Origin of the sequence: Alteromonas sp. KC3 (genome assembly GCF_016756315.1) — a bacterium.
GTDB lineage: Bacteria > Pseudomonadota > Gammaproteobacteria > Enterobacterales > Alteromonadaceae > Alteromonas.
In genome coordinates, this window is sequence record NZ_AP024235.1 from 4,291,953 (window position 1) to 4,307,271 (window position 15,319).

Annotated in this window: 11 protein-coding genes; 3 read left to right on the plus strand and 8 right to left on the minus strand. The window is 44.4% G+C overall.

The window, feature by feature from the left end; all coding sequences use genetic code 11:
* Nucleotides 1-94: 94 nt before the first annotated feature.
* Nucleotides 95-2,983 carry an EAL domain-containing protein gene (locus tag JN178_RS18915; RefSeq protein ID WP_202262844.1) on the minus strand — a complete coding sequence of 963 codons (2,889 nt, stop codon included), beginning with the start codon at nt 2,981-2,983 and terminating at the stop codon, nt 95-97.
* 435 nt (nt 2,984-3,418) lie between these two features.
* On the opposite strand from JN178_RS18915, the gene JN178_RS18920 reads away from it, so the two are divergent.
* Entirely contained in the window at nt 3,419-4,123 is a 705-nt protein-coding gene (locus JN178_RS18920) for a substrate-binding periplasmic protein (protein WP_202262845.1), read from the plus strand.
* A gap of 209 nt (nt 4,124-4,332) precedes the next feature.
* Nucleotides 4,333-5,265, plus strand: a complete 933-nt coding sequence (gene speB / locus JN178_RS18925) for an agmatinase (protein ID WP_202262846.1) — start codon at nt 4,333-4,335, stop codon at nt 5,263-5,265.
* 102 nt (nt 5,266-5,367) lie between these two features.
* On the opposite strand, the gene glmS is transcribed toward speB, so the two are convergent.
* The 4 genes from glmS to glmU all read right to left on the minus strand — a co-directional run bounded on the left by glmS (nt 5,368) and on the right by glmU (nt 10,644).
* A complete protein-coding gene (gene glmS, locus JN178_RS18930) occupies nt 5,368-7,200 on the minus strand; it encodes a glutamine--fructose-6-phosphate transaminase (isomerizing) (protein WP_202262847.1) in 1,833 nt (610 codons plus the stop codon).
* Nucleotides 7,201-7,202: 2 nt separating this feature from the next.
* Entirely contained in the window at nt 7,203-7,994 is a 792-nt protein-coding gene (locus JN178_RS18935) for a DeoR/GlpR family DNA-binding transcription regulator (protein ID WP_202262848.1), read from the minus strand.
* Nucleotides 7,995-8,127: 133 nt separating this feature from the next.
* Entirely contained in the window at nt 8,128-9,153 is a 1,026-nt protein-coding gene (locus JN178_RS18940) for a Gfo/Idh/MocA family oxidoreductase (protein WP_202262849.1), read from the minus strand.
* Between the two features lie 129 nt (nt 9,154-9,282).
* Nucleotides 9,283-10,644 carry a bifunctional UDP-N-acetylglucosamine diphosphorylase/glucosamine-1-phosphate N-acetyltransferase GlmU gene (gene glmU, locus JN178_RS18945; RefSeq protein ID WP_202262850.1) on the minus strand — a complete coding sequence of 454 codons (1,362 nt, stop codon included), beginning with the start codon at nt 10,642-10,644 and terminating at the stop codon, nt 9,283-9,285.
* Between the two features lie 241 nt (nt 10,645-10,885).
* Between glmU and JN178_RS18950 the strand changes: the two genes are divergently transcribed.
* Complete coding sequence (locus JN178_RS18950; protein ID WP_202262851.1) at nt 10,886-12,307, plus strand: sensor domain-containing diguanylate cyclase; 1,422 nt, start codon at nt 10,886-10,888, stop codon at nt 12,305-12,307.
* On the opposite strand, the gene JN178_RS18955 is transcribed toward JN178_RS18950, so the two are convergent.
* The 3 genes from JN178_RS18955 to JN178_RS18965 all read right to left on the minus strand — a co-directional run bounded on the left by JN178_RS18955 (nt 12,297) and on the right by JN178_RS18965 (nt 15,155).
* Nucleotides 12,297-13,187 (minus strand): DMT family transporter, encoded by an 891-nt coding sequence (locus JN178_RS18955; protein WP_202262852.1) that lies wholly within the window; start codon nt 13,185-13,187, stop codon nt 12,297-12,299. The genes JN178_RS18950 and JN178_RS18955 overlap by 11 nt on opposite strands.
* Nucleotides 13,178-13,648, minus strand: a complete 471-nt coding sequence (locus JN178_RS18960) for a methylated-DNA--[protein]-cysteine S-methyltransferase (protein ID WP_202262853.1) — start codon at nt 13,646-13,648, stop codon at nt 13,178-13,180. The genes JN178_RS18955 and JN178_RS18960 overlap by 10 nt, the downstream gene beginning before the upstream one ends.
* Before the next feature lie 67 nt (nt 13,649-13,715).
* Complete coding sequence (locus JN178_RS18965; RefSeq protein ID WP_202262854.1) at nt 13,716-15,155, minus strand: DNA-3-methyladenine glycosylase 2 family protein; 1,440 nt, start codon at nt 15,153-15,155, stop codon at nt 13,716-13,718.
* Nucleotides 15,156-15,319: the final 164 nt, after the last annotated feature.

Genomic DNA, 15,319 nt, shown 5'->3' on the forward strand with positions numbered 1-15,319 from the left:
GTGTATTGCGTTTTTCCCGATAGTAGTGCTACAGCTGCTATCGGGCTTTTTTATCGCTATCAATTTTAGCCGTGCCTTTGGTACATTTCAGGCGCTAAACGAGGTGAAATACGTTCGCGTCTAATCGGCTGGGTTTGTGCACGTGATAGCCTTGAAAATAGTCAATACCTATTTCAGAAAGCTTATTGAGCGTTGCTTCATCTTCTACAAACTCAGCTATGGTTTCTATGCCAATGGCCTTTGCAACTTCACTTATCGACTTCACCATCGCAAGGCTTATTTCGTCGTCGCAAATATTGTTTACAAACACACCATCAATTTTCAGATAGTCCACCTGCAAGTCTTTAAGATAGGCGTAAGATGAAAAGCCTGTACCGAAGTCGTCGAGCGCAAACCGGCACCCTAGCTCCCTAAATCGCTCAATGAATGCCTGAGTATTGTCGAGATGAATAATTGCCATGCCTTCTGTTATTTCAAAACATATTTTTTCAGCTGGAATGGCGTATCGTTCAAACGCGTCTATGAGATAATTGGCAAAAAACTTATCGCCAATACTGTGTGTACTTAAATTGATACTTGCACAATCTAGCTGTGCCAAATGCTCAGGGTTTTCACTTAGCCAAGAGAAATAGGCTTTAATTACCCAGCGATCGATATTGGGCATTAAATTGTAACGCTCGGCAGCGGGAAGAAATTGTCCCGGTGAGCACAGATTCCCATTCGTGTTCATTAACCTAAGCAATATTTCGTAATGATGTTGATGTGGACCTGGGGCTTTGCTTTGAATGTTTTGCGCTACCAAGAAAAACTGGTCTTTTTCCAGCGCTTCTTTAATGGTATTGACCCATTGCATTTCTAACTGACGAAATTGCATGTCCTGATCGCTTTCTACAAATACATGAACGCGATTTCGCCCACGATCTTTTGCCATGTAACATGCAGTGTCAGCCATCACGAGGACTTGCTCTACCGAAAGGTGATATGGCAATAGTTCCACCAAGCCGATACTAACGCCTACGGTATAGCGCTTGCCTTCCCACAAAAATAAGAATTGCTCCACCGACTGGCGAATTTTCTCTGCGGCGCGCTGCCCTGTTCGCAGACTCGAATTACTCAGCAAAATACCAAATTCATCTCCCCCTAGCCTTGCAATAAATTGGTCATCACCAAGTTTTCGCACCTCTTCCTGTAGGCGCTTGCTTAACTTTTGCAGCAGAAGATCACCGGCAGTATGCCCACAAAGGTCGTTAACTATTTTAAACTGGTCTAAGTCAAGATAGAGCACGCACGCTTTGTCTTCGTTGTGCTTTACCCGATTTAGCAAATCTGAAGTTTTAGTTTCAAATGCACGACGATTATAGAAACCGGTAAGGGGATCATGTTCAGCAAGGTGCTGTAGTTGCTGTTCAAAGGCCTTTCTCTCGCTAATATCAATGAGCGTACCTTCAATTTTATTGTCACCTTTTTCGCTCACCAAGCGCGCTGAAATTGTCACCCAAATATAGGCACCTTGTTTATTCGTCATTTTTGTCTCGTGATCGAGCACTTGACCTTTCGTTTTAATGGCTTCAATCAAGGCAATATAATCCTTAAACTCCATTACGTAGCCATCTAACGTCAACCAGTTGCCGTCATAACCTTCAACGCTGTCCAACCCAACAATATCTAAGAAGGCTGGATTTGCCCCTAGCAAATCACCTCGCTCTGACAACGTAAAGATCCCCTCAAGGGCATTTTCATAAAGGGTTTCAAAACGCCTTAAATTATCAATAGACTCTTGCTGCGCTTTCTCTCGTTTTCGCTTCTCAGTATTGATGCGATCGGCCAGCGCCAAAGCGATAATGACAATGCCAACAAGCGCGCCAATATTCCCGCCGTATTCCGTAATAAATGTTGAAGGTAAAACGCCCATTTTGGTCAGTGATTTTGCAATGATTCCCGCAAAATAAGCAGACCACGCCCAGCAGAAAAACTGCGCAATACGTGGGCTATACTTCAGCATTGCAATGCAAGTAATAAACACGCTAGACATCACAACTACGGTCATACCCGCATTGAGTGGTGCTGCTAAATGGTAAGGTAAGAACAACGTGGCTATGGCTGAAACGCAGGCGATTAGACCAATAGTTTTGGTAAAACCGTTGAGTAAACTCGTCTTGGGAGGTTGCAGCAATGCACGGGTAAAGAAAATAGTAACGGTAATACCAACAGAGATAAAGGCCAGCGACGACACTTGATGCCACTGTGTGGCAAACGGCCAAAACCACTTATAGGTATAGCCATCTAGCGAACCATGAACACCTGCCATACACGTTATATAGATACTGTATAGCAGGTACGTTTTGTCTTTGACTATTACCGACAAACACAAGTAATAGGCGCTCATAATGAGCAAAGCACCTAAGAAGTACCCATAAAGAAACGCCACGTCTTTTGAATGCTGTAAAAACGCTTCGCGCTGCCAAATAGAAATAGGCGTTTGTAATGTACCTTGCGTCGCTATCCGCAGATAGATATCTTTTGACTCGTAAGGTGCTAAGCCAAACGGCATGACAAATGTAGGATGGTCAACAGGGCGCTCGGCAAACGGCTTAAGGTCACCTAATGCGTAATAATCACTGGGCGTATTTGTCTCTTTCTGCTCGGTGGAATAAGCAAAGAACTCGATATTATCCAGTAATGCATAGTCAATATGTAAGTATAAAGGCAGTGGCTTGTCGCTGCTATTTACCGCTCGTAAACTCAGCCATATCGTATTATCAGTAAAGCCAAAATTTGGGTTGCCATCGGGAATTTCAGACCATTGACCTGCACTTAGGGCCTTTACATCGTTAACAGAAAGTGTTCCCGCCTCATCTGCATAAAACAGGATGTCTCGGGTTGGATCAATAGATTCAATTGAAGGGGTTAAGACGATATGGTGATTATGGGCATGGCTTTGCTGTGAAAGCCCTAACGAACTTAGCACTAGTAAAAAAAACAAAACCAATCGATATAGCATCAGCTTCCTAAATGTGTACTGCAAAACGATGCGAGCAGTTACTACTGCTCTTTCTTACAAAAGCTTAAACAGGTTAGCGCGACCTTGCTTTTCACCGAGGTACTGTAAAGATTTTACGCGCTTGCCACTCTACTCAGTATATTGATTGCACACGTGCATTTTGTAAACGTTTTACTGGTAATGCCACTTGTTGCACATTACCACGGTACACAATAATGCTGTATGCCTCTTTAGTCTGAAAGGCGCGGCACACAAAGCTTTTGATAGTTAAGAATGATGAAAAAAGCGAGATTCGTGTTTTGCACTATAATTAAGGCAAACCGTTAGTTTGAATGTTGGAGCACAACAGACATTCACCTAACACTCGAAGGAAATCGTAAAAGGAGTGTTTGACAGCTATAGAAGTATGAGAGTGCAATGCCGAAAGTTATTTGGTTAGTAAAGTTCGTAATACTGGGAGCGCTCGCTACACATAGCCTTGCCAAGGCTACCTCTCAAGAAAACACACTACCGCAAACCATTACGTATTTTTATACAAACCAGCCGCCCTTTGAATTTGTATCAAAAGATGGCGTTGCCAGCGGCATTGCCGTTGAAAAAGCGCAGCACTTATTTGCCAATACACCATACTCGCTAGCGTTTGCTTTTGATTCATTAAATAGGGGCATCGATAACCTGCATGCCGGACGTTATGACATTAGTACCGCGGTAAGTCCCACAAAGGCTTTACATAAAACATTTTATGTCAGCAACAAGCCTCTGTATTTCATAAACTTAAGTGCTATACGCAAGCACGATACAACGCCCGTCACGCAAATCGAACAAATTAGCACCGTGGCCTACGCCGCTTTATCTGAAAATAGTTTTACTTTTATTGAGCGCTACTTACAGGCCCAACACCCGCTTTCAAAACGCTATGACGTAAAGACATTTTCTCAAGGAGTACGCCTAGTTGAATTAGATAAGCTGCCCTATTTTTTAACCTACTTAACCGACCAGCAAACAGATTACGGCGATGCGTTAACCACTGATTTACTGATGCAGTTACCTGTGTACATCATCGTGTCGAAGCACCACCCACACGCCAGTGAAATAATCGAGACGGTTAATACACACCTGTAGCAAGGTGAGCACACGTAATGACTTAAACTCGCTTTGTAGAAAATAATTTTCATAGACTTAATACAATAACTGAGCTTTACTCTGCGTTTTTTAAAGCACGATAACGGAATGACTATGTACACCTTTCGTTAAATCAAAAATGAATGTGAAACAATCTGTAGTGAGCTAGTGTTAGTTTTAAATGGTTATGTTTATTTTGAGGACTTTTAATGTCTATTTTAACCAGTAGCGTGTTCAATCAAGTTGATAACTCTATTTACTCAAATGCAATGACATTTTTGCGCGCGCCATTAACGCAAGATCCAACTAAGGGAGCTGCCGATGTCGTGATTTTAGGATTGCCATTTGATATGGCAACCTCGGGTCGTTCAGGTGCTCGCATGGGGCCAGATGCAATTCGTCAAGCGTCAATCAACTTAGCGTGGGAAGGTCAACGGTTTCCGTGGGATTTTAAGTTAGCAGAACAGTGTCACGTTTGTGATGCCGGTGATTTAGTCTTCTCTGCCGGAGATAGCGAAGAGTTTTGCGCCCGCGTTGAAATGGCGGCTGACGAGATTTTAGCATCCGGCAAAACCCTGCTTTGTTTTGGCGGCGATCACTTTGTTACTTTGCCATTGCTGCGTTCACACGCGAAAAAATTTGGCAAAATGGCGCTAGTTCATTTCGATGCCCATACCGATACGTATAGCAATGGCAGTCGATTCGACCATGGCACTATGTTTTATCACGCCCCAAATGAAGGGTTAATTGACAAAGAAAAATCTATACAAATTGGTATTCGCACAAACTATACACAGGAGAATCACGGCTTCACGGTAATCAATGCCATGCAAGCCAATGATATGGCACCACACGATATTGTTGAACAGATTAAACATACTATTGGTGACTTGCCGGTTTACTTAACGTTTGACATCGACTGCCTCGACCCCGCGTTTGCACCGGGTACTGGCACGCCAGTGTGTGGTGGTTTATCGACAGACAAGGTACTTCGAATTCTTCAGGGGTTACGGGGCATTAACTTGGTGGGTATGGACGTGGTGGAAGTTGCACCCTCATACGATCAAAGTGATATCACTGCGTTAGCAGCGGCTACTATCGGCGTTGACTTACTACACTTATGGGTTTCTAGAGAAAAGTAAAAACTTAGAGTGTGTTGAAAGATTAAAAAAAACGGGGCATTTCACTGCCCCGTTTTTTATTTACTTTTTAACATTATTGACGGTCTGCAAACCAAAAAACACTTACTCAACCGTTACCGATTTTGCCAGGTTACGCGGTTGGTCTACATCGGTGCCTTTAATCAAAGCAACATAGTAAGACAATAGCTGTAGTGGCAATGTGTAAATAATTGGCGCAATAGGCTCTTCACAATGCGGCACATCAATAACACGCATAGTTTCATCACCCGCAAAGGCAGCGTCTTTATCTGCAAATACATACATGATGCCGCCACGAGCGCGTACTTCTTCAACGTTAGATTTAAGCTTTTCAAGTAGCTCGTTGTTAGGCGCCACTACGATAACTGGCATCTCATCATCAATAAGTGCAAGTGGACCGTGCTTTAACTCACCAGACGCGTAGGCTTCAGCGTGAATGTAAGAGATCTCTTTAAGCTTAAGCGCGCCTTCCATTGCAATAGGATACTGGTCACCACGACCTAAGAATAAACTATGGTTTTTGTCAGCAAACTCTTCGGCTAGGTCTTCAATACCACCTGTGATAGCCAAGGTTTCTTCTAGCTTTGCAGGTAGGCTATGAAGCGCAGAAACAATACCTTTAGCATCAGATTCGGCCATGCCGTTCTCTTTGCCAAGTGCTAAGGTTAGCATCAAGAATGCCGTTAACTGCGTAGTGAAGGCTTTGGTTGAAGCTACACCAATTTCAGCGCCAGCGCGTGTCATAAAGGCAAGGTCAGATTCGCGTACAAGCGATGAGCCAGGTACGTTACAAATGGTCAGGCTCGACATGTAGCCCAATTCTTTTGCAAGACGTAGTGCTGCCAATGTATCTGCCGTTTCACCTGACTGAGATATGGTAATAAGCAAACTGTTTGGGTGAACCACAGACTTGCGGTAGCGAAACTCAGACGCAATTTCTACGTTACACGATACATTCGCGTATTGCTCAAGCCAGTAACGCGCAGTCATGCCCGCATGATAACTTGTACCACAAGCAATAATTTGAACGTGTTTTACTTTGCTAAAGATATCTGCCGCGCCTTCACCAAATACGCCAGGCATTAGGCCGTTCTCGTCTATACGATTTTGAAGTGCATTGCGTACAACGGTAGGTTGTTCGTGAATTTCTTTAAGCATGTAGTGACGGTAGCCCGCTTTATCACCCGCATCGTGCTCAATATTCGATTCAATAACTTCACGCTCTACAGGTGCGCCATCTTTATCAAAGATACTTACGTCGCGACGCGTGATTTCAGCTACATCGCCCTCTTCTAAAAAGATAAAGCGGCGAGTTACTGGCAATAATGCCATTTGGTCAGATGCGATAAAGTTCTCACCTAGGCCCAAACCAATGACTAATGGGCTGCCAGAGCGCGCCACTACCACGCGACTTGGATCTTCTTTGTCCATTATCACTGTGCCATAAGCACCGTGAAAGGTTTTAACTGCGCTTTGTACCGCGTTTAAAAGTGTTTTACCTGATTTCAATTCTTCGTGAACGGTGTGCGCAATGGTTTCTGTATCTGTGTCACTGGTAAAGGTGTACCCTTTATCAGCAAGCTGCGCTTTTAGTGTTACGTAGTTTTCAATGATACCGTTGTGCACTACTGCCACGCGGTCAGTTGAGAAATGAGGGTGAGCATTCGCTTCAGTAACACCACCGTGTGTTGCCCAGCGTGTATGCGCGATACCCGTACCACCTAGCGCGTCTTCTTGTGCTACGGCGTCAGCCAGTTCTTGTACTTTGCCTGTACGACGAATGCGTTTTAGCGTGCCATCTTGCTGCAACAATGCCACACCAGCCGAGTCATACCCACGGTACTCAAGGCGTTTAAGTCCTTCTAGTAGAATTTCTACTACATTACGTTCGGCAACAGCGCCTACAATTCCACACATAATTATTCTCCATTAAGCGCAGCAATCATTACCGCAACGCCCTGTTCTTCAATGTTTTGTTTATCTTGAGCACTGATACCCTCGTCAGTGATCAAAACTGAAATAGTGTCCCAACCTAGTTCGAGATTGGGCATTTTATGAGTTAGTTTCTTCGAACTTGCCATTACAACGACCTTACTGGCGGCTTGAGCCATGGCACGAGTTACACCTGTTAGTTCGTTAAACGTGGTTGTCCCGCGATTGACATCAATACCTGCAGCGCCAATAAAAGCAATATCAAAACTATAGGCGTTAACCAATTGTTCAGCCATGGCGCCTTGAAATGACTGCGATTGTGCATCCCACGTACCGCCTGTCATCAGCACAGTAGGCTCTTTCTCACATTGTGTAAGGTAGTTCGCTGTCGACAGTGCATTGGTCATCACTACCAAACCACCAATCTGTGATAAAAAAGGAAGGATTGTTGAAGTTGTTGAGCCGCAATCGATAACAAGTTTGCTACCAGGCTTAACCAGCGATGCTGCACACTCACCGATATGAGAAAGCGATGATATGACATTGCCTGTTTTTGGGGATAACGCGTCGGGTACATTGTGCTTTGCAACTGCCGGTACCGCACCACCGAACTGTCTAATTATTAACCCCTGCGCGTCAAGGGCCGCTAAGTCTTTTCTTATAGTAACTTCAGATGTATTAAATTGTGCCGCTAAGGCCTCCACCTGCGTGTGGCCGTGCTGGTTTATCCACGTCACTATTGCCTGACGTCGCACATCAACTGACTTACTACTTCTCAATTGTTCTCGTTCCGCTCGGTTAATAGTTATATTCACAGTAGGTGGCAAACACGCATAACTTTCAAAACGAAAGCTATGAATTATATTTCGAAAGCATGCTATGTTATTACGAAACTTTGATCAAGCGTTTTGTTTATTTATACATCAATTTTGCCTGTGCAGCATTTGCTTCAATGGCCAGCTCTATTGTTCGAATTACAGCAACCACACTGTTTGCATCTGCTGGCAAAGAAGCATTGCCTGCAACGGCCTTCGCAAGTTCTTTGAAGAAAGTGAGATACTGACCATCAAGAGTGGGGACTTTCTTCTGAGTTGCCTCATTACCCAGCTCACCGTGTTCTTCATGTGGTGTCACGGCCCATTTTTCATCTGTGAACGGCAACGCAGCCCTTAACTGGTCTTCTTGTGGATCTAAATAGAATTTACGATAGCTAGCTTTTGTTCCCTGCACATCAAAGCGCAATGTAGCGCCGCCTTGAAAGGCAGAACTGCCGAGTTTTATCATCTTATCTTCGTAGTGAAGCGTAATATCAAAACAGTCATCTGATTGACCACCCTCGCGAAGTGTAACGATATCAGCTGATACTGCTTTAGGCTCACCAAATAGCTGTAGAGCCTGGTCTATAAGATGAGGGCCAAGATCCCAGAAAATACCGCTGCCCGGCCCGGCATTCTCTCGCCAACGATTACGCGGTGTAGGACGAAAGCGGTCGAATCGACTTTCAAATCGCTTAACATCTCCCAAGGTTCCTGCTGCCATAAGCTTCTTAAGCGTAAGAAAGTCGCCATCAAAGCGTCTATTGTGGTAAACACAAAGCTTGCGATTTTTAGACTTTGCCAGACTAACAAGCGCTTCTGCGTCGGCTGTGCTTAAGGTAAATGGCTTCTCGACTAATACATGACAGTTATATTCAAGAGCAAGTTTAGCTTGAGGTGCATGAAGGTGATTTGGCGTTGTGATCACCACCAAGTCAAAAGTGTGCTTTTCCAGCGCTTCTTCTAAGGATGTATACACAGTAGCGTCAGGCAGCGCTGCATTTACCAAGTCAGGTTTTGAAGATACCACCCCATCAACAACGAAGTCTGGTAGATAGTTGAGAAATGGCAGATGAAAGGTCTGGGCTGAAAAACCAAATCCAACAAGTAAGGTAGAAAGCATTTGTGCTCCTTGGTGGGAAATTGAAACTTGCGTGTTGTACCTACTACTATAACAAGCATAAAAAAACGGAGCGTCTTTATTAAAAAACTCGCTCCGCTTTTTTATTAGCTAAGGCTGATTTGCGCCTTGTTACGACTTTTTGGTCGGTCTCGGCCAGTTCGCAATATTGCGCTGTTTACCGCGCGCGACAGCCAATGCTTTATCTTCCACTGCACTGGTGATAACTGAGCCCGCTCCAACCGTTGCGCCATCACCAATAGACACAGGCGCAACCAATGAAGAGTTAGAACCAATAAATGCATTCTCTCCAATAATGGTTTTTGATTTATTCACGCCATCGTAATTACATGTGATGGTACCCGCGCCAATGTTGGCATTCGGGCCGACCTGTGCGTCACCTAAATAAGTAAGGTGATTGGCTTTTGCACCCTCACCCAAAACCGCTTTTTTCATTTCAACAAAGTTACCCACTTTGGCATTTTTGTGCATAACTGCGCCAGGACGAAGTCGGGCATAAGGGCCGACTACGCACGCTTCACCCACTTGAGCATCTTCGATAATTGAATTGGCTTCAATCACTGCATTATCTGCAATCGTGCAGTTTCGCAAAATACAGTTAGCACCAATTGTAACGTTGCTGCCAATTTTGACTTCACCTTCAACAATAACGTTTACGTCAATAACAATGTCATTGCCAATATCCATTGAACCACGTAAATCGAAGCGTGATGGGTCAAGTAGCGTTACACCATTGGTCATCAGTTCATTAGCTTGACGATGTTGTAAAGCGCGCTCTAGGTTAGCGAGTTGCAAACGGTTATTGACACCTTCAACTTCTACCGCTGATTGCGGTTGCGCAGATTGAATTCGCTTACCTTCAGCGGCCGCCATCGCAATCACATCAGTAAGGTAGTACTCGCCTTGCGCGTTATCGTTGCTTAAATCACCCAACCAGCGTTTTAGGTCTGCGCCTGACATCATCATCATGCCAGTATTAATTTCTTTTATTGCACGCTGAGCGTCTGTCGCGTCTTTATGTTCTACAATCGCAGTTATATTGTCGTTTTCACGAACGATGCGCCCCATACCTGTAGGGTCATCTAGCTCTACCGTTAGTAACGCAAGGTCACACTGTGCTTTTACCGCTTTAAGCGCGCTTAACGTTTCTTCTCGTATTAGCGGCGCATCACCGACTAAAATGAGCACATCTTCATCGTCTTTAACATGAGGAACTGCCTGCTGAACGGCATGACCTGTACCCAATTGCTCAGCTTGCAAACACCAGTTTAGGTTGTCTTCGATAATCGTTGCTTTAAGTTGGTCACCACCGTGGCCGTAAACAAGATGTATATTGTCAGCGCCCAGCGATTTAACGGTATTAATAATGCGTTGAACCATTGGCACACCGCCAACTTTGTGCAGTACTTTTGGCAAAGATGACTTCATGCGGGTACCTTTACCCGCGGCTAAAACAACGACTGAGAAAGCCATAGTATTCCTTTAATTTGCTAATACGTATAAACAGTAAATATCAATGATTGAGGCTAGTGTAACTAAGGTAGATGAAGATGTCAGTGCTTCATTACATCAAAAAGCGTCATATCCACTAGTCAAATAGGCTTTTGTCATTTAGTCTAAATTTACAGCAAACTACCTAGTAGTTCATAAGTGCAGCGGTTATAATTGCACTAACGATATAACGTTCAGTCAGGCAAGGGAGCATGCGTAGTCTGTGAACACATTTAGAACACTGCATCGAAGCATACTGGTGTTATTCGCCGTGGTAGTCATCGCCATTGTGACACTGGTTCATTTTAGTATTTCCAAAATTGTTGCCGAGCAAAGTCGCGCGCAACAACAATCCTTATCACCCGCCATTTCGCTAATTGTCGAGCAATTGCTTAAACCACTTCATATTTCTGAAGCGTTGGGGCACTCCACTGAGCTTGTCGATTTAATGCGCGGAGAGAACATTGATGAGACTGCCGTTTTCAAGACATTGGATCGTCTTGAAGATGAATTTGGCTTATCGTTTTTTATCGCCTCAGAAAGTGACAGAAAGCAATACAATTCTGACGGTTCGATAATTGATCTTGTAGAGGGTGAGGTAAGTTGGTACTTCAAGTATCGAGACCACCCAGCTGATGCCGTTGCAGACATCGGCAAATGGGAAGATACCCATTTTTACATTGATATTAAAATTCATGACGAATCTGGAAAATTCTTAGGCTTTTTTGGGGTAGGTAAAAGCCTTAGAAGCTTTATCGAAGTTTTTGATACCTACAAGCAAGAGTATGGCTACGACTTTCTCTTTGTCGATGGACAAGGCGACATAATGCTGTCATCTGATCCAGAACTTATAGCGTCATATTCTGAATTTACGAACCTCTCAGAATTGCCGTGGTATGCCAGTCTGCCCATCGCCATACAAGACGAGCAAGCGCTTAACAATAAGCTTGTCACCATTGATCAGAAAGATTTTCTTATTGCTGAAGTTAAACTTAATCAGTTTGGCTGGACCGTATTTTTATTAAGTCCTCTTGAAGACCGACAAGCGGAGATTTCTCAGGCGTTTATTTTCAGTGTTGTAACGCTGCTTGTTGTTGTGTTTTCTCTGTTTCTGCTTATATACAACCTGCTGTACTACTTTAGAAAAGATATGCAGCCAGACTTAGTTGTACGACATTCTACTCGCTTGCCTGAAAAAGATAACTTACAGCTTATCTATAAAACACTGTTGGCTGAACACAATTCACTGAGTTTGATGCTGATTAATGTAGATGGTTTTAGCGACATAGTGGATGCTCACGGTAGAAATACAGGTGACGACATTCTAGATAAAGTGGTGGGTTATTTAGCGGATCACTTACGAGAAAGCGACGTACTAGGACGATGGAGTAGTGAAGAGTTTATTGTCCTGTTGCCTAATACTGGCCCACATGTAGCGTTTGATCTTGCTCAGAATATTCGTCATGGTATTGCCACATTACCGCCGTTACCAGAATTACCTGACCTACAAATAACGGCGTCGATTGGTATTTCCTATACCGCATCAAGCCGCGCTATGCATGAAGTCACTGCACATGCAGAAGACGCGCTTTATCAAGCAAAGCGCGATGGAAGCAATTTAGTGAGGATGCAGCTTATTGAGTAGCGGTCTGTGCTTTAGACCGTCTCCTTGTGAGCACACCTGTTGTCAGCGCAACACCGAACAGAATCATTAGACCACCGATGATGGTTTGTGCTGACAAGTGCTCTTGCAAAAACAACACTCCCCAAACGATGCCAAATAGCGGTACAAGGTATGCCACCGTTATCGCCTTTGCTGGGCCTATATTGGCAATTAACTTAAAATAAAGAATGTACGCAATACCGGTACCTGCAATGGCCAGTGCCACAGCGTTTGCCCAAGCATGGGTGCTTGGCATAGTAGCGGGTAAGGTCGCCAGTGCAAACGGTGCTAACATTACACTTGCCATCGCTTGGCTACCCGTAGCGACGACCAATGGCTTTACTCCCTGCAACCACTTTTTCATCATACTTGCGGCAATACCATACCCCAATGTAGCCAGTAACGCTGTAAGGATAGGTAGAAAACTTATTTCTCCTTCGCCTAGCTTTTGCTGGCTAATTACCGCCACACCGATAAAACCAATAAACAGCCCCGCTATCGCAGATTTGGTTAATTTGTCACCCAGCCAAGCCCACGCAACTATTGCGCCGAACATAGGCGCTGTGGCGTTTAAAATTGCGTTTACGCCCGCTTCCAAATGCAAACTGCTGTAGTTAAACAGTACGAAAGGCACTGCGGTGTTGGCAAGCCCGACTAACGCAATGGCTAACCAATGTTGCCGTATATCTTTAATCGAGCCTCGCAACATGAGCAAAGGAAGTAAAACCGCTGTGGCAAGTAACGTACGAATTGCAACGAGCACATAGATACCAAACTCAGGGGCAGCAACTCGCATAAATATAAATGAGCCTCCCCAAATACCTGCTAGCACTAACAGTGATAGAAGATCTTTTATTGCCATAATACGCCCTGCGCTCCTTCTAAATTCAACAAAAACTGCTTTCGATGCAAACCGCCAGCATAGCCGGTGAGGGTTTTGTTACTGCCAATAATACGATGGCAAGGCACGACTATCGCAATAGGATTCCGACCATTAGCCATACCAACGGCGCGCACACCTTTAGGGTTTCCTATAGCGTTTGCTATATCTAGGTAGCTGGCCGTTTCACCATAAGGGATCTGTACAAGCGCTTCCCATACCCGGCGCTGAAATTGCGTACCGCCAGCAGCTAAAGGCAAGTCAAATTGGGTAAGTTTTCTGGCAAAATAAGCATTAAGTTGTGCACACGCTTCTTGTGTTAACGCATTACTTATTGCGGTTTTCTCGGGTACATCCACAAACCCAATCGCAGTAATACCCTGTGTGTTGGCATGCACTTGCACGTAGCCTTCAGGCGTCTCAATATGCTGTGTGTATTCCATAAAAGCCCTTTTCTTGTTGCACTCTCAATACGTGCTTGTAACACGCACTTTCAACTAATTAGTGTGTTTATGCATTGTGCTCACTCAACTGCCACATCTGAAGCGTAAGATAACTACGCCAAGGCGCTGCGTCTTCTGAACGCACGACAAATTTCTCTGCGGTTTTACGTACTATTAAATCGCCAGAGAGATACACGTCGGGATTTCGTTCGCCGCGCATTTTTAAGTAATCCAGTGTCCATTGCCCAATGCCTTTTATCGATAAAATATCATCGTGCGATGGCATTTTACTTTGCGCGAATAAACTGGCGAACTGACGAATAGCATTTTTTCTAGCCTGCGGCATACGCAAAAACCCAAGGTCACTCGACGCTACATTGTCAGGTGCTGGGAAATAAACGTGCGACTGTGCTGGTGCTTTTTCATCATGAGCATCCAAGTTATCTTGTAAGTGTATCGCCTGCCTTCCTAAATGGTGTACCAGTAACGATACTTGCCCAATAGCGGCTTTAACACTCACTTGTTGCCCTACAATAGCGCGACATCCGCTTTCAAACACGCTCCATGCGCTAGGAAGTCGTAAACCACAGGTAAGCTGTTGCGGCGCAAGCCCCGCTTTGGTTAAGCTCTCTTCAATCAATATGGGGTCTGCATTAAGGTCGAGCATAGCTTTAATGTTTTCGATTACGCGATGCAAATGCATTAAATTTGAAAGCGTAAGTGCTACTGAAAACCCACTGCGTTTAGGGTCGTGTTTAACACTGAAATAGCCATCAGCCCCTTCCCATTCAAACCAACGCTCGTAAGTATCTTCTGTCACCCGCTCCATCCTTGGGATAGCGCGATGTGCCAAAAACTGGCGCACATAAGGCCAGTTATAAGGTGGTCTATAAGACAAAAATAACGTAATTTGTTGTTCAGTATGACTCTGGTGTTTGCGAAGCTGTGACGGTGTAGTATCGCAATACTGGGCCATGGCGCGCTGTAATTGTCGTAATGACTGATACCCAGCCGTAAATGCCACATCAGTTATCGACAGTGAAGACTGCTGAATAAGCTGCTTGGCGAATAAAGCACGATGCATATTTTGAAATGACTTAGGAGACAAACCTAATGCATTTACCATCAACTTATTGAGATAACGCTCACTTATCCCTAACCGTGCTGCGACACCAGACACTGATTCTGAAGGAATAACCGATAGTAACGCAATTGCACGATTTACCGTTGCACCCACGCCACTCCACGCTGGCGAGTGAGGTGCACTATCTGGGCGACATCGAAAGCAAGGTCTAAAACCATGTGCCATGGCAGTGGTCGCATGCTGATAGTAAGTTACATTTTCTTCATTCGGTAACTTGGCGGGGCAAATCGGGCGGCAAAAGATCCCCGTTGTTTTAACCGCCACAAAGAAAGTGCCGTCAAAACGTGGGTCCCGACTTAGCCGAGCTTTAGTTAAGGTCTCGGAATCAACACTAGTACTGTTTTTAAGTTGAAGCTCTGACATAAAGAATTTACAGCGCCTTATTGAATGAACAGTGCTAGTCTATAGCGCATTGATACATAGTGCGCGACAAAATCGGAACTCACAATTGTTTTTATGTGAGCATACAAAGAAGACGTGAATTTGATCATTAGCCGCGCTATCCGCATAATATCGAAACAATAAAA